Annotated in this window: 24 protein-coding genes, 1 tRNA gene and 1 other RNA gene; 9 read left to right on the top strand and 17 right to left on the bottom strand. The window is 68.7% G+C overall.

The window, feature by feature from the left end; all coding sequences use genetic code 11:
- Positions 1-99 precede the first annotated feature (99 nt).
- The 3 genes from purD to ffs form a co-directional block, all read right to left on the bottom strand.
- Positions 100-1,353, bottom strand: a complete 1,254-nt coding sequence (gene purD, locus ACSYGN_RS21030) for a phosphoribosylamine--glycine ligase (RefSeq protein ID WP_460397860.1) — start codon at positions 1,351-1,353, stop codon at positions 100-102.
- Positions 1,354-1,518: 165 nt separating this feature from the next.
- A complete protein-coding gene (locus tag ACSYGN_RS21025) occupies positions 1,519-3,747 on the bottom strand; it encodes a DNA polymerase III subunit gamma and tau (RefSeq protein ID WP_460397858.1) in 2,229 nt (742 codons plus the stop codon).
- 63 nt (positions 3,748-3,810) lie between these two features.
- Positions 3,811-3,905, bottom strand: an RNA gene (gene ffs, locus ACSYGN_RS21020) — signal recognition particle sRNA small type.
- 73 nt (positions 3,906-3,978) lie between these two features.
- On the opposite strand from ffs, the gene ACSYGN_RS21015 reads away from it, so the two are divergent.
- Positions 3,979-4,066, top strand: a tRNA-Ser gene (locus ACSYGN_RS21015).
- An 80-nt stretch (positions 4,067-4,146) separates the two neighbouring features.
- Here ACSYGN_RS21015 and ACSYGN_RS21010 read toward each other — a convergent pair.
- From ACSYGN_RS21010 to ACSYGN_RS21000, 3 genes are read right to left on the bottom strand one after another with little or no spacing between them, the layout of a single operon-like run.
- The gene (locus ACSYGN_RS21010) at positions 4,147-5,385 is read right to left on the bottom strand and encodes a tyrosine-type recombinase/integrase (RefSeq protein WP_460397856.1); all 1,239 of its coding nucleotides are present in this window, start codon (positions 5,383-5,385) and stop codon (positions 4,147-4,149) included.
- Between the two features lie 11 nt (positions 5,386-5,396).
- Entirely contained in the window at positions 5,397-5,630 is a 234-nt protein-coding gene (locus tag ACSYGN_RS21005) for an excisionase family DNA-binding protein (RefSeq protein WP_460397854.1), read from the bottom strand.
- Positions 5,623-6,525 carry a replication initiator gene (locus ACSYGN_RS21000; RefSeq protein WP_460397852.1) on the bottom strand — a complete coding sequence of 301 codons (903 nt, stop codon included), beginning with the start codon at positions 6,523-6,525 and terminating at the stop codon, positions 5,623-5,625. Before ACSYGN_RS21000 ends, ACSYGN_RS21005 begins: the two co-directional genes overlap by 8 nt.
- Between ACSYGN_RS21000 and ACSYGN_RS20995 the strand changes: the two genes are divergently transcribed.
- Complete coding sequence (locus ACSYGN_RS20995; protein ID WP_460403616.1) at positions 6,422-6,955, top strand: replication initiator; 534 nt, start codon at positions 6,422-6,424, stop codon at positions 6,953-6,955. The genes ACSYGN_RS21000 and ACSYGN_RS20995 overlap by 104 nt on opposite strands.
- 111 nt (positions 6,956-7,066) lie before the next feature.
- Here the strand turns inward: ACSYGN_RS20995 and ACSYGN_RS20990 are convergent, their stop codons facing one another.
- The 8 genes from ACSYGN_RS20990 to ACSYGN_RS20955 form a co-directional block, all read right to left on the bottom strand.
- Positions 7,067-7,312 (bottom strand): SpdD protein, encoded by a 246-nt coding sequence (locus ACSYGN_RS20990; RefSeq protein WP_362061406.1) that lies wholly within the window; start codon positions 7,310-7,312, stop codon positions 7,067-7,069.
- Positions 7,313-7,334: 22 nt separating this feature from the next.
- Positions 7,335-7,529 carry a hypothetical protein gene (locus ACSYGN_RS20985; RefSeq protein ID WP_362061386.1) on the bottom strand — a complete coding sequence of 65 codons (195 nt, stop codon included), beginning with the start codon at positions 7,527-7,529 and terminating at the stop codon, positions 7,335-7,337.
- A 9-nt stretch (positions 7,530-7,538) separates the two neighbouring features.
- Entirely contained in the window at positions 7,539-7,730 is a 192-nt protein-coding gene (locus tag ACSYGN_RS20980) for a mobile element transfer protein (protein ID WP_392216969.1), read from the bottom strand.
- Between the two features lie 12 nt (positions 7,731-7,742).
- Positions 7,743-8,384 carry a DUF2637 domain-containing protein gene (locus ACSYGN_RS20975; RefSeq protein ID WP_460397849.1) on the bottom strand — a complete coding sequence of 214 codons (642 nt, stop codon included), beginning with the start codon at positions 8,382-8,384 and terminating at the stop codon, positions 7,743-7,745.
- A gap of 26 nt (positions 8,385-8,410) precedes the next feature.
- On the bottom strand, positions 8,411-8,623 hold the full coding sequence (locus ACSYGN_RS20970) for a hypothetical protein (protein ID WP_460397847.1): 213 nt from the start codon (positions 8,621-8,623) through the stop codon (positions 8,411-8,413).
- An 88-nt stretch (positions 8,624-8,711) separates the two neighbouring features.
- Positions 8,712-10,025, bottom strand: a complete 1,314-nt coding sequence (locus ACSYGN_RS20965; RefSeq protein WP_460397845.1) for an FtsK/SpoIIIE domain-containing protein — start codon at positions 10,023-10,025, stop codon at positions 8,712-8,714.
- Positions 10,025-10,381 (bottom strand): SCO3933 family regulatory protein, encoded by a 357-nt coding sequence (locus ACSYGN_RS20960; protein WP_460397843.1) that lies wholly within the window; start codon positions 10,379-10,381, stop codon positions 10,025-10,027. Before ACSYGN_RS20960 ends, ACSYGN_RS20965 begins: the two co-directional genes overlap by 1 nt.
- 173 nt (positions 10,382-10,554) lie before the next feature.
- Entirely contained in the window at positions 10,555-11,346 is a 792-nt protein-coding gene (locus ACSYGN_RS20955; protein WP_460397841.1) for a GntR family transcriptional regulator, read from the bottom strand.
- Between the two features lie 109 nt (positions 11,347-11,455).
- Between ACSYGN_RS20955 and ACSYGN_RS20950 the strand changes: the two genes are divergently transcribed.
- The 3 genes from ACSYGN_RS20950 to ACSYGN_RS20940 are packed head-to-tail and all read left to right on the top strand — an operon-like array spanning position 11,456 to position 12,715.
- Positions 11,456-11,863, top strand: a complete 408-nt coding sequence (locus ACSYGN_RS20950; RefSeq protein ID WP_460403613.1) for an NUDIX hydrolase — start codon at positions 11,456-11,458, stop codon at positions 11,861-11,863.
- 46 nt (positions 11,864-11,909) lie between these two features.
- Positions 11,910-12,335, top strand: a complete 426-nt coding sequence (locus ACSYGN_RS20945; protein WP_460397839.1) for an ATP-binding protein — start codon at positions 11,910-11,912, stop codon at positions 12,333-12,335.
- The gene (locus ACSYGN_RS20940; RefSeq protein WP_460397837.1) at positions 12,332-12,715 is read left to right on the top strand and encodes a hypothetical protein; all 384 of its coding nucleotides are present in this window, start codon (positions 12,332-12,334) and stop codon (positions 12,713-12,715) included. The genes ACSYGN_RS20945 and ACSYGN_RS20940 overlap by 4 nt, the downstream gene beginning before the upstream one ends.
- A 323-nt stretch (positions 12,716-13,038) precedes the next feature.
- Here the strand turns inward: ACSYGN_RS20940 and ACSYGN_RS20935 are convergent, their stop codons facing one another.
- The gene (locus ACSYGN_RS20935; RefSeq protein WP_460397835.1) at positions 13,039-13,695 is read right to left on the bottom strand and encodes a hypothetical protein; all 657 of its coding nucleotides are present in this window, start codon (positions 13,693-13,695) and stop codon (positions 13,039-13,041) included.
- A gap of 584 nt (positions 13,696-14,279) precedes the next feature.
- Between ACSYGN_RS20935 and ACSYGN_RS20930 the strand changes: the two genes are divergently transcribed.
- From ACSYGN_RS20930 to ACSYGN_RS20915, 4 genes are all read left to right on the top strand, one after another.
- Positions 14,280-14,645 carry a hypothetical protein gene (locus ACSYGN_RS20930; protein ID WP_460397833.1) on the top strand — a complete coding sequence of 122 codons (366 nt, stop codon included), beginning with the start codon at positions 14,280-14,282 and terminating at the stop codon, positions 14,643-14,645.
- A 467-nt stretch (positions 14,646-15,112) separates the two neighbouring features.
- Positions 15,113-15,253, top strand: a complete 141-nt coding sequence (locus ACSYGN_RS20925; protein ID WP_460397831.1) for a hypothetical protein — start codon at positions 15,113-15,115, stop codon at positions 15,251-15,253.
- A 1,171-nt stretch (positions 15,254-16,424) separates the two neighbouring features.
- A complete protein-coding gene (locus tag ACSYGN_RS20920) occupies positions 16,425-17,669 on the top strand; it encodes an IS110 family RNA-guided transposase (RefSeq protein ID WP_460392151.1) in 1,245 nt (414 codons plus the stop codon).
- Positions 17,670-18,514: 845 nt separating this feature from the next.
- The gene (locus tag ACSYGN_RS20915; RefSeq protein WP_460397829.1) at positions 18,515-20,221 is read left to right on the top strand and encodes an RICIN domain-containing protein; all 1,707 of its coding nucleotides are present in this window, start codon (positions 18,515-18,517) and stop codon (positions 20,219-20,221) included.
- Here the strand turns inward: ACSYGN_RS20915 and ACSYGN_RS20910 are convergent.
- Positions 20,191-20,571, bottom strand: coding sequence for a hypothetical protein (locus tag ACSYGN_RS20910; RefSeq protein ID WP_460397827.1), 381 nt, complete (start codon positions 20,569-20,571; stop codon positions 20,191-20,193). The genes ACSYGN_RS20915 and ACSYGN_RS20910 overlap by 31 nt on opposite strands.
- Complete coding sequence (locus ACSYGN_RS20905) at positions 20,571-21,044, bottom strand: hypothetical protein (RefSeq protein WP_460397824.1); 474 nt, start codon at positions 21,042-21,044, stop codon at positions 20,571-20,573. The genes ACSYGN_RS20910 and ACSYGN_RS20905 overlap by 1 nt, the downstream gene beginning before the upstream one ends.
- Between the last annotated feature and the right edge of the window lie 48 nt (positions 21,045-21,092).

Raw genomic sequence — 21,092 nt, 5'->3', positions numbered from 1 at the left:
CCCCGGATCCGGCGATCGGGCGCGGGATTCCGGGGCCTGGAGAACGGCTGCGCGGGCGGGAAGGGTTCCCGGGCGGCACCAGCGGAGGAGCCGAGGAGGCTACTCCCCCGCGGCCGCCTTCGCGGCGATGTCCGTACGGTGCTGGGAGCCGTCGAGCCCGATGCGGCCCACGGCCGTGTAGGCGCGCTCGCGGGCCTTGGCGAGGCTCCCGCCGGTGGCCGTCACCGACAGGACACGGCCGCCCGCGCTGACGACGGCGTCGCCGTCACGCCTGGTTCCGGCGTGCAGGACATAGGCGTGCGGGGCGTCCTGGGCGGCGACCTCGCCGAGGCCGGTGATGGGATCGCCGGTACGCGGGGTGCCGGGGTAGTTGTGCGAGGCGACGACGACGGTGACCGCGGCGTCGCTGCTCCAGCGCAGCGGCTCCAGGTTGTCGAGGGTGCCGTCGGCGGCGGCAAGCAGGACTCCGGCAAGCGGGGTCTTGAGGCGGGCCAGCACGACCTGGGTCTCGGGGTCGCCGAAGCGGGCGTTGAACTCGATGACCCGTACGCCGCGCGAGGTGATGGCGAGGCCGGCGTAGAGCAGCCCGGAGAACGGCGCGCCGCGGCGGTGCATCTCGTCGACGGTCGGCTGGAGCACGGTGTCGAGCACCTCCTCGACCAGTTGGGGGGCGGCCCAGGGCAGCGGGGAGTACGCGCCCATGCCGCCGGTGTTCGGGCCCTCGTCGCCGTCCAGCGCGCGCTTGAAGTCCTGGGCGGGCTGGAGGGGGACGACGGTCTCGCCGTCGGTGATCGCGAAGAGGGAGACCTCGGGGCCGTCGAGGAACTCCTCGATGACGACGCGCTCGCACTCGGCCGCGTGCGTCTTGGCGGAGTCGAGGTCGGAGGTGACGACGACACCCTTGCCCGCGGCTAGCCCGTCGTCCTTGACGACGTACGGCGGCCCGAAGGCGTCGAGGGCCTCGGCGACCTCGTCGGCGTTGGTGCAGACGTACGAACGGGCGGTCGGCACCCCGGCGGAGGCCATCACGTCCTTGGCGAACGCCTTGGACCCCTCCAACCGCGCGGCCTCGCCGGACGGCCCGAAGACGGAAATACCCACCGCGCGCACGGCGTCGGCGACCCCGGCGACCAGCGGGGCCTCCGGTCCTACGACGACCAGGTCGGCCCCGAGCTCAGTGGCCAGCGCGGCCACGGCCTTGCCGTCCAGCGCGTCGACCGGGTGCAACTCGGCGACCTCGGCGATACCGGCGTTGCCGGGGGCGCAGTGCAGCGCGCTGACGTCGGGGTCGAGGGACAGGGAACGGCACAGGGCGTGTTCGCGGGCGCCGCCGCCGATGACGAGGACCTTCACGGGGGTCAGCCTATCGGGAGCGGGGTGGGGGGCTTTGTAGGGGCTTCTGAGGGAGAGAGGCTGGTGCGTCCGTAGGTTCGTATGAACGGGCGCCGGTCTGGCCGCTTTCGGCCGAGTCAGACGAGGCAGACGAGGCAGACGAGGCAGACGACTTATGTGAACGAGTCACTCGTTGACGAACTCGTCGACCACGGTCGCGCCCAGTTCCCGTACGAGGAGTTCCTGCCCGGAGAGGGCGGACTCGTCGAGGTCGGGGTCATCGTCCTCGGGGATGTCGTCCTCGGGGGCGACGGGGGGCGGCGGCTCGGGAGCGGCGGAGGGCTGGGGCGAGGGGGCGGCGGGCGCGGGTGCCGTAGGGGCGGCGGAGGGCTGCGGGGCAGACGGGCGGGCAGCGGGCGCACCGCCGTAACCACCGCCATATCCCCCGCCCGAGGGCGAGGAAGGCTGCGGCGGCTGGGCGAAGGACGCGGGCGCGGGAGGCGTCGACCCGCCTCCCGACGGATCGACGATCGCCTCCACCTTCCAGTGGACGTTGAACTGCTCGGCGAGGGCCTGCCGCAGCACGTCCTCACTGCCACTGCCGGCGAAGTTGTCGCGAGCACCGGCGTTGACGAAGCCGAGCTGGAGGGTGGTGCCGTCGAAGCCGGCTACTTGGGCGTTCTGGCTGAGCAAGATCCAGGTGAACCGACGGCGGTTCTTGACGGCTTCGAGGATGTTCGGCCAGAGCACACGGGGGTCGAGCCCGCCGGGGGAGGCAACGGGGGCCGGTGCGGCGGGAGTGGGAGCAGGAGCGGGGGCGGCCGACGTGGGCGAGGGCGCAGCGGCGGGCCGCCCCGCACCCGCAGAAGCGGCGGTGGGCCACCCTCCGGGCCGCCGCCCACCCCCGGCGGAAGCGGCGGAGGGCCAGGCGCCGGGAGCTGCCGGGGCCGTGGAGGGAGGGGCGGGAGCAGCCACAGGCTCCGGAGCAGGAGCAGGAGCAGGAGTTGGGGCAGGAGCCGGAGCCGGAGCCGGAACGGGACCGGAGGCACGCGCAGCGGCCCGAGCGGCAGCAACCCCACCCCCTCCCGAACCCGCACCCGCACCCGCACCGGGAATGGCTCCCCCACCCGAACCGGGCATGGCTGCTCCCCCAGCCGAACCCGCCGCCATCGCCCCCCCATGACCCTCGGGCCCGGGAACGTAGGCCACGGCAGGCATGGCCGCCCCCGCAGCCCCGACCGCTCCCGACTGGAAGTTGACGCCGCGCTCCAGCCGGTCGAGCCGGGCCATGACGGACCGCTCGTCCCCATAGGCGGCGGGAAGCAGCACACGGGCGCAGATGAGCTCGAGCTGGAGGCGGGGCGAGGTGGCGCCGCGCATCTCGGTAAGCCCTTCGTTGACGAGGTCGGCGGCGCGGCTGAGCTCGGCGGGCCCGAAGGTACCGGCTTGGGCCTGCATCCGCTCGAGAACGTCGGCGGGGGCGTCGATGAGCCCCTTCTCGACGGCGTCGGGAACGGCGGCGAGGACGACAAGATCCCGAAGCCGCTCCAGCAGATCTGCGACGAACCGCCGAGGATCGTTCCCCCCCTCGATCACCCGATCGACCACCTCGAACGCGGCAGCACCGTCCCCCGTGGCAAAAGCTTCGACGACGGAGTCGAGCAGTGACCCGTCGGTGTAGCCGAGAAGAGAGGTGGCCATGGCGTAGGTCACACCGTCGGAACCGGCACCGGCGAGGAGCTGATCCATGACGGACATGGAGTCACGCACGGACCCGGCCCCGGCGCGCACGACGAGAGGCAGCACCCCGTCCTCGACGGGAATGTCCTCTCTTCCGCACACCTCACCGAGATAGTCACGGAGCGTCCCGGGCGGAACTAGCCGGAACGGATAGTGATGGGTACGGGACCGGATGGTGCCGATGACCTTCTCGGGCTCGGTGGTGGCGAAGATGAACTTGAGATGCTCGGGCGGCTCCTCGACGACCTTCAGCAGGGCGTTGAAGCCCGCCGAGGTGACCATGTGGGCCTCGTCGATGATGTAGATCTTGTACCGGCTGCCGGCGGGCCCGAAGAACGCCTTCTCGCGCAGCTCACGGGCGTCGTCCACACCACCGTGAGAGGCGGCGTCGATCTCGATGACGTCGATGGAACCGGGCCCGTTGCGGGCGAGGTCCCGGCACGACTGGCACTCACCGCACGGCGTGGGCGTGGGCCCCTGCTCACAGTTCAGACAGCGGGCGAGGATCCGCGCACTGGTCGTCTTCCCGCAGCCGCGCGGCCCGCTGAACAGGTACGCGTGATTGACCCGGTTGTTCCGCAGCGCCTGCTGCAACGGGTCGGTGACATGCTCCTGCCCGATGACCTCGGCGAACGACTCCGGGCGATAACGGCGGTACAGCGCGAGAGACGACACGTCTACGAGGTTATAGGCGCCCACTGACAAGCAGCCCCGCCCAGCCGCCCTCGATGAGCACACACAAGCGCCCCCCACGCACCCGCCAGAGCCAACCTACCCTTGCTGCCTTCCAGCCCTGGGGGAGTTCAGTCAGATAGCGCCACGTGAGGGGCTCCGCACAGAGTACCCGATGTCAGGGGCGGGGAACGAGTTCGCGAGCACTCCTCTCGGTCATGTAATGTTTCCGGCGGAGGATTCGCCTAGAGGCCTAGGGCGCACGCTTGGAAAGCGTGTTGGGGGCAACCCCTCACGAGTTCGAATCTCGTATCCTCCGCCATTGCTCTCACCGGGCAATATGTCGAAGGGCCCCACCGTTCGCGGTGGGGCCCTTCGACGTTGTCCGTCTCACTTTCCGTCTCAGTTCGTTCCCGGGAGCTCCCAGAGCGCATCGCCGACCTGCTGCGCGACTTTCCGCAGCATGGTCCCGGTCACATGCATGTACCGGGCGCGCATCCGGGCCGCTCCCCCGGGCTCCCAACCCATGATCGAGTCGATCACGACATCCGGGACGCCGAGGATCAGTAGGACGGTCGCAGCGGTGTGACGAGCGTCGTGCAGACGGCCGTCACGCACCCCCGCGTCCCGAAGAAGCCGCTTCCAGACATGGAAGTCGGTGTTGGGGCTCAACGGTCCCCCGACCGGCGAGGCGAACACGTACCCCTTGCCCTCCCAGTCGACACCGGCCGCGCTCCGCTCCCGCTCCTGGGCCTCCTGGTGCTGGCGGAGAATCTTGATCAGCGGATCGGGCAGTCCGATGGTCCGCCGTCCGGCCCGCGATTTGGTGGACTTGTGCTCACGACGGGTCTGCTCCCGCCGAGGGCAGTAACCGGCCTTCCGCCCGCACGGGTCGTCTCCACAACCGTGGGCGTACTTGGGCCGCAGCCGGTTCTTACGGATGCGGACGTATCCCGCGTCGAGGTCGACGTCCTCCCAGTGCAGACCGAGCGCCTCCCCCTGACGCAGCCCGAGCGCCAGGGCGACGACCCAGCGCGCGCTGTTGCGGAGCTTGGCCGCTTCGACGAGGAGGCTCTGTACCTCCTCGATCGTGTACGGCTCGATGTCCTCTTCTTCGAGCCGCGGGGCCTTGGCAATCTCCGCCGCGTTGGTGACGACGTGCCCCCGCCGCACGGCCTCACCGAGGGCGACCCGGATCGTCCGGTGAACGTGGTGGGCAGTGCCGGCGGAGCTCCCGGCCGCCTGCATCTTCCGGTAGAAGCGCTCCAGGTGCTCGGGCTCCAACCGGTCGAGCTTGTGTGCGCCCAGGCCGGGCGAGAGGTGAACGCGCACGTCGACCTCATAGCCGTCGTACGTGTTCTCCGAGACGTACGGCTTGGCGATGTTTTCCACCCAGTGCTCAAGCCAGGCTTGCAGCGTCCAACTCTGCCCCGGCTTCCTGAGCTTCTTGTCGTCCCGCGCCCGCTCCATCTCGCGGACAGCCTTGGTCACCTCCGCTTTCGTCTTGCGTTCGATGTGACGGCGGTCGGGCTTGCCGTCATCCCGGACACCGACCGTCACCCGCCCGTGCCACTTGCCGTCCTTGCCGAGGTAGATCGTCGAGGCCCCGTTGGGCTGGCGGGTGCGCTTCTTCTCTGCCATGCCGTCCTCCCTCAGGCCGCTTGCGCCGGTCGGTGGCGCAGCTTGGCCACGTAGGCGGGTACGGCGTCGGCGGGAACCCGGCGGAGCCGCCCGACCGTGACGGACTCGATCTCTCCGGCGAGGACGAGCCGGAAGCACGTCGTACGGCCGATCCGGAGCCGCCGAGCCGTCTCCTCAACCGTCAGGAGGGCCAGGGTCGGGTCAAAGGGCTCGGAAGTGATGCCAGCGGCCAGCGGCTCAGCCATGGGTGGGTTCCCCTTCCGTTCCGGCGGCGTTGGGGGCGGGTTCGAGGGATGCGGACAGCCAGGTCTCGGTGTCGGACAGGCCCGTTCCGGCGAAGGCCCAGTGCGCGAGGACGTACGTCGTGCCGGTGTCCTGCTGCTCGGGTGGAGCCGTCTCGGCGCGGCGCCATTCGGCGCGGGCGTCGCGGAGGGCGCCGAGGGTGGTGGAGTAGCGGCGGGATTTGGTGGAGAAGTGGCCGCGGAAGCCGAGCATGTGGGCCCAGGCTCGGAGGCGGAGGTGTTCGAGGTCTTTGCGTGCGCCGAGGGTCCAGGCGGTGCGGATGAGGTGGCGGGCGTGGTCGCTGATGTCGAGCTGGGCGAGTTCGGCGGCGAACTTGAGGGGGCGGTCGAGAGCTCCCGTGGCGGTCTCGGCGCCCTTGGTGGCGTACTTGGCGATATAGGCGGCGACGGCGCGTTCGGTGAGTTCCTGGCCGTCGTTGAAGTCGGCGGATCGGATGGTGCGGACGTCGAGTTGTCGGCCGAAGGCGAAGGTGTGGGCGCGTCCGTCGACGACCGGTCCGTCGACGCGGACCTTGGCCGCGGCAGCCTTGATGGCGTCGGTGAGGAGTTCGGCCGTGGCCCAGGGCGGGGGCGGGGCCGTGCTGTCGCCGGGGCCGTCGAGGCGGACGACGGCGTGGAAGTGGACGGCGCCGCGTTTCTGGTACTCGGCGACCTTGGCGAAGGACACGCGGGCGTGGTCGCGGAGGTGACGTTGGGAAAGTCCCGCCCGCTTGGCGACCTCACGGCGCAGGTAGATCGAGAAGCGCCGCCAAAGGACCCGCTGCCCGGCCTGCGCCGAGCTATACCGCCGCGACACCTTCCAGCTCATCACGGCGGGCCTGCGCGGCGGCAAGGGCACCCCCGAAACCGTCGCCGCACACCCCCGCGTCTTCGCCACCTTCACCGCCCCCGGCTTCGGCCCCGTCCACAACCGCCGCGCCGACGGACGCCCCTGCCGCTGCAGCACCCGCCACGACCCCGACGACACCGCTCTCGGCACGCCCCTCGACCCCGACACCTACGACTACCAAGCCGCCGTGCTCTGGAACGCACACTGTTGCAGCGCACCAGGAGCTGACCGGCGGGGAGGTCGGTCGAGTCGAAGTGGCGCAGGATGCGGCCGATCTCACCGCTGGTGGTGTCGACGTCGTACTCGGTGCGGCGTCCGTCGAGGCGGATCGGGCGGGTGCAGCCGCCGAGGCCGGCGAGCTGGCGGAGGATACCGGGCAGGGTTCCGTGCGCGGCCAGGTTCGCGAGTTCCGGCAGCGGGGCCGGAGTGGTGCGGGTGAAGATGGTGGTCTCCTTCTGGCGTTTCGGTCGGGAGGGTTGGGCCCCGGGGCGGCGGATGCTTGGCGGTGTCGTGCCGCCCCGGAGGCTGGGGGGTGCAGGGGTGTTGGGGTTCAGCGGCGGTGGTGCTCGGCGAGCAGGGAGCGCAGGACCACAGCGGCGACGGCGACGGAGATGGCCGTGACGGCGACGGCGGCCAGGAGCGCGGTCAGGACGACACCGCCCACGACGACGAGGGCGAGCGTGTTGCGGTCGACGGACACCGGCAGGGCCGGACGCCGTACGGGTGCGGGGTCGGTGGGGGTGTGGTGGTGGACGGGCGGCGGAGTGGGGTTGTCGGGGTACTTGGGCAGGAACACGGCGATCTCCTCGTCTACTCGTCTAGTCATGTGTGCCGTTTATGACGGTTACGCCGGTACGGGTGCCGTCCTCGATGGCGGGGGCCAGGAAGGTGTGGGAGAGCCAGAAGCCGAAGAGGGCGATCAGGACGACGACCCAGGTGCGGACGCCGAGGAACTTGACGGCTCCCCAGGCGAAGGCGCCGAGGACGAAGACGAGGGGCAGGCTGACACTCACGGGTTCTCCTCAGCGGATGGGGCAGCGGTGGGTACGGGCGGCGAGTTCGGCGGCGGCGCGGCTGTCGTAGTCGGCCGAGAAGTTGCAGCGAGGGGCGGTGCAGGCGGCGGTGTGCTTCTCACGGCCCCGGTTGTCGTAGGAGGTGGCGACCTGGACGGGGCCGATGCGGGTGACGTTGCGGAAGCGGCGGTGAGCGCTCATGCGGTTCTCCTCTCAGAGCTGGGCGGCGATGGCGTCGGCCATGGGGGCCGGGACGCCGAGGCGGGCGCGAAGGGTTGGGGCGTCGATGTGGGTTCCGGTGCGGGTGTGGTGTTCGGCGGCGACTTTGCGGGCGTGGTCGACCAGGGCGGCCGGGACTTGGACGGCGGAGGGTTCCGTTGCCGCCGGGATGGCCGGGTGCGGGGTCGGCTCGACAGCCGGTTGGGCGACCGGTTCGGGCGCGGCGCCCTGGTCCTCGTGCTCGACGGTCGCGGGTGCGGCGGGGGTTGGGGCGGGTGTGGTGTGGGCGAGGAGGGTGCCGCCGAGAAAGGCGATGGCTGGCCAGCCCGCGACGAGGATGCGCAGCCAGGCCGGGACCTGATCCGTGTCGAGGAGTCCGGCGGTGGCGACGTTGGCGCCGAGGGATGCGGTCAGGGCGATGACGAACCAGCACCAGGCCGCCGCTTTCGCGTGACCGGTGCGCAGTCGGCGCCAGGCGGCGACGAGCAGGAGGTCGACACTGATGGGGTAGGCCCAGGCTTTCCAGCCGTCCTGTCCGGCCGCCGCAGCGATGTCGTGCAGGTGGGCGAAGGACAGCGCGGCGGCGATGAGCGCTTGCACGAGCACGGCGTCGACTCGGGCCAGGTGGGCACGCATCGTTTTTCGGTCTCCTTCCAGCGTGATCAGTCGGCGGACGTGAGGGAGTCGGCGCGCTCACGCGCGAGCCGGGCCACCTCGGCGGCGTCGACGTCGCCGGGCGAGTGGAAGGCGATGCGCTCCAGCAGGTCCGCCTTACGGCTCATGAGCGCCGCGTACTCGGTGGACGTGCGGTTCTGCCGGAACGCGGCCAGGTCGGCGACGAGTGCGCTGATCTCGGCGATGGAGGGGCGTGACACAGGGCTTCCTTCCGGTTTCGGGCATGGGAGGGGTAGGGACACGGCGCGAGGTGAACCGGTCGCGCCGACCGGATCGGGTGGAGAGCCGCTACGGCTGGAAGGGCTTGAGCGCTGGGAGATCGGGCACGAGGTGCGCCGAGTCGCGGCAGATTGCGGCGGCGTCGGCGAGGGAGAGGTAGGGGGTGCGGATGCGGGACCAGCCGCCGGAGGTGTCGCCCGCGACGGCGAGGCCGGGCCGTTCGGGTGCGACGGCGCAGGCTGCATCGACGGCTTCGGGGGCGATGTCACCCAAGGCCATTTTGGCGGAGGCTTCGTCGTTGACGCGGTGGCAGACGCGGCCGGTGAGCTGGGCGCGGAGCATGGTGGCGCCCTTGCCGAGTTCGGCGCCGAAGCGCTGCCCGCACACCTCCAGGTAGATACCGGCGGCGCGGCCGAGCTGGGCGAGGCGGATGAGCTGGGTGACCATCTCGTCGCGGCGTTGCTCGTCCTTCTTCGTTGCGGTGAGGAAGAGTTCGGCGACTTCGTCGATGAACAGCACGACGGGTATGGGCCGTTCACCCTCGGGCAGGCCCCAGATGTCGGAAGTGATCTCCTCGTCGGGGGTGGTGGGGACGATGCCCTGCCGGGCCTTGATCAGGTCGTAGCGGTCCTCCATCTCCTGGATGAGCGCGGGCAGCAGGTCGGCCGCCTGATCCGGGTCGACGGCCAGCGCCGAGAGCCGGGCGGCGAACGGCGCCAGCTCCACGCCACGCTTGCAGTCGATGCCGACCAGGGCAACCGGCTGCGGGGCGAGTCCGGCGATCAGGTGGCGCAGGAACATCGACTTGCCGGACAGGGTCGCGCCGAGGGTGAGTTGGTGCGGAACGGTCCGGTAGTCGCGCACGAAGGGTGTGGCGTCCTCGCGTAAGGCAACTGGCACCTTCAGGAACCCGCCGCCGGGCTTGCGGGGCATCCGGACCCGCCGCAGAACGTCGTATCCGACGAGCCGGAGGTCGACGACACCGGGCTTGACAGTGGTGACGTAGACGGCGTGGACGCCCCAGGCGTGCCGCAGCCGTTCCGCCGAGGCCGCCACGTCGGCGGGTTCCTGGCCGGGGGCCAGCCGGAGCCGGACGCGCAGCCCGGTCGAGGTGGGCCGGAGCAGGCCCCGGCGGGGAGGCACGGGCCGTACCTCCCGTTGCGTCATGGCCTTGACGGCGAGGACCCGCAGCCGGGACGGGGCCACGGTCAGCCCGCATGCTTCCATGACCGAGCCGTACGCGCCCAGCAGCCGGGCCGTGGACATCGGGAGGCCGACCGTGGACCAGTAGGCCGCCGGATGCTTGGCCCGGGTGTAGGCGGCCCCGCCGCCGAGCGCGGCGAGGGGACCACCCACCTCCAGGAGCGTCACGAGATCGGACATCAGGCCACGGCCCCCGCGGTGGCGGGGAAGACGGCCGGGGTGACGGCGGCGGCCCGGTAGGCGATGCCGTGCCGCTGCTGCCCGTTGAACACCGACTCCCACGGCCGGGCAACCAGCCCCGGCAGCGAGACGGGCGAGCCGAGGGCCAGCCCCGTCGTGATGCCGCTCTCCGGGATGGTCACCTTGATCAGGGACGACTCACCGTCCTCGATGTAGACGACGCCGATCGTCATCAGCGCCTCGCCGCTCACGGCATCCTTGGCGATCTCGCCCGTCTGCCGGTCCCGGACCTTCGGTTCGGGCGCCTCGGTCAGCAGGATCGTCGCGGCCGAGGTCTCCACACGGATGGTGCGCACAGCACACACTTCCCATCTACTCGTCTATACAAGATGCGGTCTGCGAACCCGGTCTCCCGGGATCACGCGGACCACCTTGCCACACAACTTGCCCACTCGTCTATACGAGTAAGCGTGTTGGGGTGTACGAGTTCGGAGAAGCGTCCGTTCGCCCACCACCGCCCCTCACCCGCTCACGTGGCCGGGAGCTGGTAGGACAGGACGTAGGCGTCGGCCGCCATGACCGTGTCGCAGACCTCCACGGGCCGCCCTTCGGTGTCGAAGGCAGTGCGGATGAGGTGGATGACGGGCACGCCGGAGGCCAGCCGGAGCGTCTTCACCTCAGTGGGGGAGGGCATCCGAGCGCGGATCTCCTCCTCGAAGTGGTCGAGCCGGTGGCCGAGTTCTTCGAGCCGGGCGTAGATGCCGCCGGGGCCGGGGTTGGGCTCGGCGATCTGCGTGCCGCGCGCGATGTCGAGGGGCAGGTAGGAGGTGGCGAACTCGACCGGGCGTCCGTCGAGGAGATAGCGGCGCCGCCGGGCGAGCACCCGCCGCACCGAGCCGAGCCGAGCGGCGAGGTCCTGACTGGCCTTCTCCTCCTTGACCTCAAGGCTGTCGACCTGGGGGTGACTGCCGGCGGCGTCCGCCTCCACGATGAACGCGGACTTGCCCGACTCCCGGTGACGCCGGGCGAACCGGTCCGAGGCAAGGCGCCGGACGGGAGGCCGGGGCCGGACGAAGACGCCCTTGCCGTGCTCGGCGTGCACGAGCCCTTCCCCCTGGAGGATGGAGAAGGAGTTGCGGACCGTCATCCGGGACACCCCGTAGTGCTCGACGAGGTCGGCCTCCGAGGGCAGCTTGTCGCCCTCATGGAACCGGCCGCGGTCGATGGCCTCCCGCAGTTGGTCGGCGATCTGCCGGAAGACCGCGCGGTCGCTCGTGGGGTCGAGGTCGCCGAGGAGGCCCGAAGAAAGAGAAGGGCTCATGCGTGTACTCCTTTAGGTATCTAGACGTGTGGCCGAGTGTTGTTGCTACGGTGGAGAGCCTAGCCAGCCGAGAGGGCCGAGGAACGTGAGCATGGAACGCCCGCACTCCGTGAGCGTGGCCGGAGTCGTCGTCGACGACCACGGTCGGGCCCTGCTGATCCAGCGCCGTGACAACGGCAAGTGGGAGCCCCCGGGCGGCATCCTCGAACGCGGCGAGACCATCCCCGAGGCCCTGGCGCGGGAAGTCCTCGAAGAGACCGGCCTCAAGATCGCCGAGCCCGCCGTCCTCACCGGCGTCTACAAGAACATGACGGGCCTGATCATCTCGCTCGTCTTCCGCTGCACGGCCGCCGACGGCACGCCCACCACCGGTGACGAGACCCGCGCCCTGCGCTGGGCCACCCGCGACGAGGTCACCGAGCTTGCCGACGAGGCATACGCGATCCGCGTCCTGGACGCACTCGACGCGGCAGCCCCGCCCGCCATCCGCGCACACGACGGCGTGAAACTCGTCTAGCCCGAACCCGCTGAACATGGCGGCCTACCAGCACGAAGGAACTTGTATGCACGAGTATACGAGCAGGGTGGGGGTCTGGGGACTGTCTTGCCCAGGATTCCCCGAGGAGATCAGCCGGGCCCGCCGCTTCACCCGCGACATCCTGCACGGCTCCCCCCACGCCGAGGCCGCCGAACTGATCGTGAGCGAGCTGAGCACGAACGCGATCCTCCACACCGCCAGTGGCCAGCGGTACGGCACCTTCCACCTGGCCCTGGCCGTCACCCCGCAGGTGGTCGCCCTGTCCGTCACGGATGACGGAGGAACCGGCACGGCCCCGAAGATCGAGCACCAGGACCAGGACGCCGAACACGGCCGGGGCCTGAGCATGGTCACCGCGCTCGCCCACCACGTCGTCATCCACGACACCCACGACGGCCACACCGTCACCGCGGAGCTCTACACAGACGCTCGCCCCGGAGGCCACCCGTGACGACCTGCCTCCCCCGACGCGGCTACTGGTGCGAGTGCTGGACCCAAGACCTCACCCAGCCGGAACCGCCGGCACTCCATGCATCCTTCGACGCCTACACCGCGCCCCAGGCAGACCGATGGGTCGCTATCGCACTCCACACCATCACCCCCGCACTCGACACCGATGCCTCCGACGAAGCATGGGAATGGCTCTACGAAGGCCGCATCACCACACGCCGGGCACTCCTGCGCTCCGAACCCTGCACGGTGTCCATCACCCAGGCCACCACCCGCATCACATGGACGATCCGACCAGTCCTCTACCTGCCCCTCGCACACCGCGAAGCCAACGAACTCCCAGCCTGCGCATACGACTTCAAGGCCCAGAGCACCGACTGAGTTACAACCTTCTTCACGGGTTCAAGGCCCGCGCATAGCGCGGGCGCGCGCCGCCGGGCGCGGCCTGCCTCCTGTCTCCGCCCCGGCTAGCCGCGCCAGGCGGCGCGCTGCTGGCATGCGGGCGGAGGTAGGAAAACCCTCTGTGGCTGAGGCCGGTCGGCTCCACGGCTTTAGGCAGCCAATTTGGCGCGAGCCTCGAAGATCATGGCCCAAAATCGGGCACTAACGGGCAGGCTCACAAACCTGCCCGATCCGCTGGCTAGCGTAATGGGCCATGATCACTCGCGCCAAATCAGCTCCAGCCCAAAGCCGCTACGCCGACCTCAGTCTTGATCCGACTGTGTCGTGCTTGGTTCCTTAGCCGCCGTCGCTTGGGGTGTGGGATTTTTTGGTTTCAAGACCGTTGCGTTTGTCCACAGGTCTTCATGGGTGCGCCTAATTGCGTTGCCCGCAATGCTTGCCAGTGGGACGACGACGCTCAGATTCTTCCCGACAGAATTCAAGGAAGTTCCGATGGCGATGACCTTGTCGCCCTCCGAAATGGCGAACCTGTCGTGAAGCTCGTTCGCGACACGTACTTCAGGGCGTTGAGGCGCGTCGATGACAGCCAAGGCCAGCGCCAACTGGGAGATCGCCGGTGCGCCGATCTTCTTACTCGTCAGGATTCTCCTGATCTGAGTGTGTTCGACTACCGTCTCAAGCTGATCGAATCGGAAGTACGGGTCAACCAGGAGACCCTCTCCGATGTCAGAAAGTGCTCCGATTACCCGCACGTATGCGAATGGATCAGACGGGTCCAGGATCACCTCGGAAGCGTCCTCGTTCGACACGTCCAGCTTAGGCGCGGAGAGGTCAGCAAGAATAGCGTGGCCCAGTGGTGTGAGTTTCACCGACTCGCCAGTGACCTTGATCCATCCGACCCGCTCTAGGTACTGCTTCCAGGTCTCAAGGGGTTCGCTTTTCCCGCCCAGGGCGGTCATGAAGACTTGGATCGATGAACTGCTGCGTCGCATGCGTCGGAAAGGAGACTTAGCGTAGGACTCCAGATTATCCGCGCTGAGGATTGCTCCGCGTCGAGTTGCGGCGCTGATGTATGCGAGGAGTCTGTGTCCATCCTCAGATGCAATTTGCATGTCGCCAGTATGCGCATGCCTTGCCCGTCGTACACCGGGTTTTCGCAGCGGGCGCCAGGTCTGTTGTCTCGGGAGGGGCAGCGAGGGCTGCGCTGTGCGACGAGGCGGTCTGCAGGTGTGTCCAGTCGCGGTGCACTACTGGCAGTGGGTCTAGCTGTGATCATCGCTGGGCCGTCCCTGGGCCGTGCGACGGCGGCCGAGGATGCTCAAGAACGACCAACGACGACAGACGAGCCCACGCCCCCAGCCCCGCAACCCCAGGTCACCCGCCCCTCACCATACGGGTTACCACCCAGCCCTTGCCGTCAGGCAAGATGGGTTGTTGCTTGCCAGCTGACAGGTCAGTGCACTCACTCTCTGATCATGCAGACCTGCGGCGGATTGTGCGGGGCAGATGGCAACCGGCCCTAGATCACCTCAGCCACAGCACCTTGCGTGCGGTCATCCGCAGGAGGAAGATCCTGCCGATCAAGGGAGCTGTGATGCTGCGGTTGATGGACTGGTCCGTAGTCGCGTTGGGGTGCCTGCTGGTTCTCGGAAGCCTCATCAGCCAGTGGTGGGAGCGTACCCAGGCTCGGAAGGGAGAGAGCCTCGATCAGGGCATGCCCTTCCTCTGGGCATGGCTCCCTCTTCTCATGGGTCTAGGGATGATCGGCGCCAAGGTGCCGGGCATGTTGCACGCATCCCGCTCCGTTGTCGAGGTCGTCGACGCGCTCAACTTCATGCTCTGGGCGACGATGTTGGTTTTCATCCTCTGGACGGGGCGTCGCTTCTTCGGTATGCGCGACACCAGGTGACATCAATCCGGTCCTCCGCAGTCATGGAGTCGCGGTGCGGGATATGCCACGTCCGAAGCCTGTGCTCACGACAGCTTGAGGGTCCCGCCAAGACAGCAGCGGTGAGTGTCTAACTGCGTGACAACGCCCACGCACAGCGGCGGACAACCGCGGACGCCTGCGGATCATCGCAGCAGGTAAGAGTCACACCAGCCCAAAGGCAGCACCCCCACCCAAGTTGCTTCGGGACGAAGAAGTCAGGAGATAGATCCGTCGCGCTCGAGGAGTCAGCCTTTTGAGTCACGGCTCACCCCGAGCCGCTGACATGCGATCAAGTCGCCGTGCTGCTAGCTTCCTTGCACGCAGTCCAACTGCGGCACGCCGGTCCCCTCCATCCCCCGGTTCCCGAGGCCTATCGCCTCGGGTTGCAGTAACAGACGCTGTTGCCTTGGAGGGGACCGGTGAACGGTGGCAATTGGGTACTTGCTGTGGCTGGAGGAGTCGGTGGTGCGGTCTACGCGCTGAACGTCGCCCTCGGACACATCCCGTCGTTGGCAGACAAGGCGGGCAAGGCAGTACGGGCCCTGAAGAAGCTCAAGGCTGAGATCAAGGGCCCCACCGAAAAGTAGGAGGTGCCCCGGGCCGGCCGGCCCGGGGGCTTCTGCAACCCCAGGTCTTTCTTGCAGTCGGGACGAAGTTGCTAACGAGACGGCCCCGCCGTCCGTCTCAGTTTCCGTCTCATTCATCGCCGTTCACGGCCGTTCAGACGGGACCCTAGGCGGTAGCCGCTCAGACGACCGCCCGCACATGAACGCAGGTGAACGGCCCCGTACGCGGCCCCGGGACGCACCAACACAGTTGGAAAGCGTGCGGGTGCGAGAGGCGATATGTCGGCTGGACCGCTACCCCTGGACGGGAAGATCAGGATGGTTGGCTAGAAAGATCATGTAGGCGATCGCTGCTGCTGCCCCCAGGAGGGACAACACGGCACCCACTACGGCTCGCGACCTACTCGCTCGACCCGACTTTGATGCGTGGTACTCGACACAGGCCCGCACGAGGCCGACGAGGGCCAGGGGTAGCGCGACGAAGCTGACCAGTATCCAGAACGGGCAACAGAGCCAGCACCCCATGGACGCCCCGCCGAACCAGACCGCGAGCTCTGCCCCCTCTCGTTTCTCGTCCGATGCACCATCAGAAATCATGGACTGATCCAAGCAGAACACTTGTAGGAGCTACGCAGCAGGAGGAGCCAGATCACCCCGCTGGAGACAGCAGGCATCACGCCAAGGTCGCCGATGCGCCTCGGCGGGGGCGCACCACAACCGCACCAGATCGAGCGGGGAACAGCAGGGAAGCACGGGGAACAAAGGCGCTGCCGCCCGCGCCGGAGGTCAGCCGTTTGCCCAGGTCAGCGTTCAAGTAGACCCCAAATGATCGCAGCTTCCCAAGCTGAGAGCGCGAGTTCGATTCTCGTCACCCGCTCCACCACGAAGGCCCAGGTCAGCGACCCAGCGCACCTTCGGTGCGCGCCGGGGGCGTGGTAAATCCTGTGGCGCGCGCTGGGCGTGCTTCTGTCTGCTCTGACGGGGGTTGATGTCGGTACGGGACGCTGGAGAGGTTCGTACCGGCCGAAACCGATAGCTCTGTGATGCCGGTGAGCTCGCAGGTCAGCGTGGTGCCGAGGGCCGTCCACGGGAACCGTGGAGTGTTGCTGCGAGCACGTGCGTCAGAATTCCTGATTCACCCTGGCCCTCCCGGAACGGCGTACCACCCGGCCGTCGAGGGAGGGATCAAGACGTGGACGTGCTGCACGAACGCTGCGCCGGTGTGGACATCGGCAAGAAGGACGCCAAGGCATGCGTCCGCACCCCCAGTACCAAGCGGCGGGGGTCGTTCACGACCGAGACCACCACCTGGAAATCGACGACGAACGCGGTACTCGCCCTGCGCGATCACCTGCTCGCCGCCGAGGTCACCCTGGTCGTGATCGAGGCGACCTCGGACTACTGGAAGCCCTTCTACTACCTGCTGGCCGACGAGCTGAACGTGATCCTGGTCAACGCGCGGCAGGTCAAGAACCTGCCCGGCCGCAAGACGGACGTCTCGGATGCGGCCTGGCTGGCCCAACTCGGAGCACACGGCCTGGTGCGCGCTTCGTTCGTGCCACCCCAGCCGGTGCGCGAGCTGCGGGACCTGACCCGCACCCGCACCCAGATGACCCGCGAGCGCGGTCAGATCGTCCAGCGTCTGGAGAAACTCCTCGAAGACACCGGGATCAAGCTCTCCGCGGTCGTGTCCGACATCATGGGCGTCTCAGGCCGGGCCATGCTGGAGGCGTTGACCGGCGGGGAACGCGACCCGCAGACCCTTGCGGAGTTGGCCAGGCGCAAGCTCCGCAACAAGATCCCCGAGCTCACCGAGGCACTGACCGGACGATTCCGCGCCCACCACGCGTTCCTGACCCGGCTGCATCTGGACCACTACGACCAGCTCACCGACGCGATCCGGCAGCTGGACACGCGGATCGAGGAGGCGATGGCCCCCTTTCGTCCCGCGCTCGACCTCCTCGACACGATCCCCGGGATCAACCGGGCCGTCGCCGAGGTGATCATCGCGGAGACCGGCGGCGACATGAGCCGGTTCGCCTCCGCCAAGCACCTCGCGTCCTGGGCCGGCGTCTGCCCCGGCCACCACGAGTCCGCCGGCCGCACCAAGAGCGCCAGGGTCCGCCCCGGCAACCCCTACCTCAAAGGCGCCCTCGGCCTGGCCGCCTTCGGCGCGGTGAGAACCAGGGACACCTACCTGCAGGCCCGTTACAAGCGGCTCACCGCCCGCCGCGGCCCGCTCAGGGCCCTCGTCGCCGTCGAGCACTCGATCATCACCGCGATCTGGCACATGCTCACCGACAACGTCGCCTACCACGAACTCGGCGGCACCTACTTCGCCCAACGCGACCCCGAACGCGCCACCCGCCGCGCGATCAACGCACTCAACCAACTCGGCTACACCGTCACCCTCAACCCGCCGGAAGACACGGCCTGACCGACCCGAGCCAGGACACCCGGCGACCGCCACGGCCACCGGGCAGCCAGCCCTGCCCACACACACCCTGACCTGCTGCTATTTACGCGTCAGAGACCCGGGCCTTTTTGCTGTGTGGGGTGATCAGTGGGAATGCCCATGCCGTATCCCTCGCACAGGATGCCCCAGGGCGAGGGTGCCGGAGATGCCAGCGGTCACGGTGGTGTCCAGGATGGTGGGCTTCTCGTTGGACGGCCGGGTGGTCCGCAAGCGCATCGGACCCGATCTTGCTCAAGGCCCACAGGCTGGTGGATCGGCAAGCCCCCTGCCAGAGTGGGTCATCCACAGGGGTGTGGAAGGGCAGCACGGGAATGCCGTGGGCGTCGAAGAGGCCGGCGTCGAGGCAACGCAGACCACCGGTGCCGCACAGACGGGTACTACCGGTAGCTGCCGCAAGGTCGGCGAGGCGCTCGGAGCGGCCCTGCCGGGTCGGGATCGCGCTGTTTGTCCCCCACCTTCCCCGACCAGCCATCAGGCGTTCGCCACCACCGGCGTCAGGCGTGCCGAGCTCCGCAGCGAACGGGAAGCGGTCAAGGCGAAAAAATCTGTGGATCTTCGCGGCAACCTTTTCGGCCTCTCGGACCACTCAGTGTTGTCCGGCCAAGAGGTCCGGTCAGATGCAACGGCTGAAAGAGAGCAGTGGCATGTCCCTGGAACGAGAGCACAGACATGTCCCCGGCCCACCCACGTCATCGGTGGCGTCCCCCGTCGGCGGCCACCGTGCCGACGGCGGTGCGCGCGGTGGTCGCCCGAAGCATCGTGGCCGTCGGTTGCTCGCGCGTCGGGGTCTCTGGGCGGGGCTCGCCATGGTGGTCGTGGCCGGCTCGGCCGTCGTGGTCAGCCAGGCTTCGGCGCAGCAAAAAACCCTGGATCTGAAGAAGTGGTACGTGCTGGTCAACCGCAACAGCGGCAAGGTGCTGGACAACCGCGCCTTCGCCACGAAGGACGGCGCCGAGGTGGTGCAGTGGAGCCGTCACGGCGGGGCCAACCAGCAGTGGCGGTTCATCGACGCGGGTGACGGGTACTACCGGCTGCAGAACCGGAACTCCGGCAAGGTGCTGGACGACCTCGGCTGGTCGAAGACCGCCGGCTCCGCCATCGTGCAGTGGAAAGACCTGAACGGCACCAACCAGCAGTTCAAACTGTCCAAGTCGCCGGACGGCTACGTGCGTTTGGTCAATCGCTTCAGTGGCATGGCTGTCGGTGTCCAGAACGCCGCCAAGGCCAACGGGGGCGACATCGTCCAGAACCGCGACCGGGGCGGCGCCAACCAGCAGTGGAAGCTCGTCCCGGCCGGTAGCGCCGGCGGCACCGGGAGCCCGGGGAACTCCGGCAGCACGCCCACGCCCGGCGGCAGCGCTCCGGCGAGCCCGGCTCCGAGCGGCACCCACCCGGCGTCGCCGCCGGCTTCTCCGACCGCCACCAACGGCAGCTCGACGAAGCGTTTCATGGGCAGTGACACGGTGCTCATCGGCGGCTCGATGTCCGACGCCTCGGCGACCGCCGCGCCGTTCGACATGCGCTACGCCTATGTGCACAGCCAGCCCGCGCCCTCATCGGACTACTACTCGGCAGCGCGCTGCCAGGACGCGTGGTCGGGCTGGTGGGGTTGCTGGAACGGCAGCACCACGGCGCCCGGCACTTACGTGACCTGGCGGGACAGCGTGGCGGCCCAAGCGACGTACAAGGGCAGCCCGCGTCCTCAGAAGATGCTCTGGACCTGGTACTCGTTGCGCGACCTCGGGGATGCGGCAGGCGAGGGCGACGGTCCGGGCGAGGTCAAGGCCATCAACAGGCGTGACCTGCTCACCCGGTACCTGAACGACTACCGTTTCTTCCTCCAGAAGATCGGCAAGTCGCACGACGCGATCGACCTTGAGCCTGACTTCTGGGGCTTCGTCCGGTCGCTCGGCGATCCGCACCAGGTTCCCGCACAGGTCTCGGGCGCGAATCCGACGGATTGCGGATCGCAGGAGAACAGCGCCGCCGGACTCGCCCGCTGCCTGATCTCGATGGCGCACAAGTATGCGCCGAACACCGCCGTGGGGATGCACCTTTCCTGCTTCGACTGGCAGACCAACACGCAGGCATGCGTCAAGGACTACGCGAACCTCGGGGCGCAGAACGCCGACTTCCTGGCCACCGATGTCTCGGACCGCGACGCAGGCTGGTACGCACAGCCGGCCCACGGCGGCAGTGACCACTTCTGGACCGACCAGAAGGCCGCTGCCGCGCTGCAGTTCTACAAGACGATGGCCGAGTCCGTGGGCAAGCCGGTAGTCCTGTGGCAGATCCCCGTGGGCAACATGGCGCAGAACAACACTCTCAACCATTACAAGGACGACAAGGTGGACTGGTTGTTCGGGCACATGGACCAGGTCGCGAACGCCCATATCGCTGGCCTGTTCTTCGGTGCAGGGCAGCAGGAGCAGACGACGGTCGAGTCCGACGGCGGAAACCTGATCAACAAGACGATCGCCTATCACAACTCGGGTGGTACAGCACTCAAGTAGGCGAAGCTGACGAAATGCGCCCCCATCTCTTCGATGGGGGCGCCGGTAGAGGCGGCCTTGGCGAAGGGGTGATCGTGCTGACAGGTGACGGCGGGGCCCCCAGCCGGATGGTCGCGGAGCAGCCATGGTCGCTCACGGCCGTAGTCATTGCTCGATGCACGCTGCTGGGCCGCTCTTGTGCCCCATCTCCCACCCAGTAGGTGGCGCCGCTTCGGAGGGTGGCCAGAGCTTTCATGGGCGTCCAGTTCGTCCAGGCCGTCGCCGGCCTGCTCGATGGCGTCCCGCAGTCCTTGCGTGATCCGGCGCACGCTGAATTCGTCGACGTGCAGGTCCTTGGCACCGTCCCCCATCAGTACGCTCCTCCTCCTGCTGACGGATCCCCCGTGACCGCCCGGGCGGACCGTCCCGGGCCCGCTCCTGCCTCCGGCCCTTCGGCCTCGGCGTCCACCGCGACGGCTTCGGGCACGATTCCCACCACGGGCGGGAAGAACATCGCCCCCTCCTCGTCGGCCACGTCGACCGCGACGCCGGCCGGCTCTCCCATGGCCGGGACGATCTCGTCGAGCAGCCTGGCCCCGAGCAGTACGGCGTATTCCCACTCCCGGCCGCCAGGGCCATGCCGGCTCACGAACCGCGCGAGTGAATTCTCGTCGGTGAAGGCGCAGATCCAACGGGTCCCACCGAAGTGCGCCGTCCACAGACCGCCGCCGTCGAGCGGCACAAGGAGCCGTGCCCGCCGCAACTCACCAGTCAGAACACGCGGATCGCCTGTCCCGGCCCGCCTCTCGGTGATGCGCTCCGCAAGGTTGCCACGGTCATTCACGACATTCTCCGCCCCGTTGACTCCTTGCTCCCTCAAGCACCGTAGGAC

The sequence above is a fragment of the Streptomyces sp. YIM S03343 genome (genome assembly GCF_054729195.1).
This window is presented reverse-complemented; position numbering and strand designations above follow the sequence as displayed.

Excerpts from the sequence above, each read along its gene's own strand:
- ACSYGN_RS21010 (WP_460397856.1), bottom strand. The coding sequence starts at position 5,385 with ATGGCAGAGAAGAAGCGCACCCGCCAGCCCAACGGGGCCTCGACGATC.
- ACSYGN_RS21005 (WP_460397854.1), bottom strand. The coding sequence starts at position 5,630 with ATGGCTGAGCCGCTGGCCGCTGGCATCACTTCCGAGCCCTTTGACCCG.
- ACSYGN_RS20980 (WP_392216969.1), bottom strand. The coding sequence starts at position 7,730 with ATGAGCGCTCACCGCCGCTTCCGCAACGTCACCCGCATCGGCCCCGTC.
- ACSYGN_RS20975 (WP_460397849.1), bottom strand. The coding sequence starts at position 8,384 with ATGCGTGCCCACCTGGCCCGAGTCGACGCCGTGCTCGTGCAAGCGCTC.
- ACSYGN_RS20965 (WP_460397845.1), bottom strand. The coding sequence starts at position 10,025 with ATGTCCGATCTCGTGACGCTCCTGGAGGTGGGTGGTCCCCTCGCCGCG.
- ACSYGN_RS20955 (WP_460397841.1), bottom strand. The coding sequence starts at position 11,346 with ATGAGCCCTTCTCTTTCTTCGGGCCTCCTCGGCGACCTCGACCCCACG.
- ACSYGN_RS20945 (WP_460397839.1), top strand. The coding sequence starts at position 11,910 with ATGCACGAGTATACGAGCAGGGTGGGGGTCTGGGGACTGTCTTGCCCA.
- ACSYGN_RS20935 (WP_460397835.1), bottom strand. The coding sequence starts at position 13,695 with ATGACCGCCCTGGGCGGGAAAAGCGAACCCCTTGAGACCTGGAAGCAG.
- ACSYGN_RS20915 (WP_460397829.1), top strand. The coding sequence starts at position 18,515 with ATGGTGGTCGTGGCCGGCTCGGCCGTCGTGGTCAGCCAGGCTTCGGCG.
- ACSYGN_RS20910 (WP_460397827.1), bottom strand. The coding sequence starts at position 20,571 with ATGGGGGACGGTGCCAAGGACCTGCACGTCGACGAATTCAGCGTGCGC.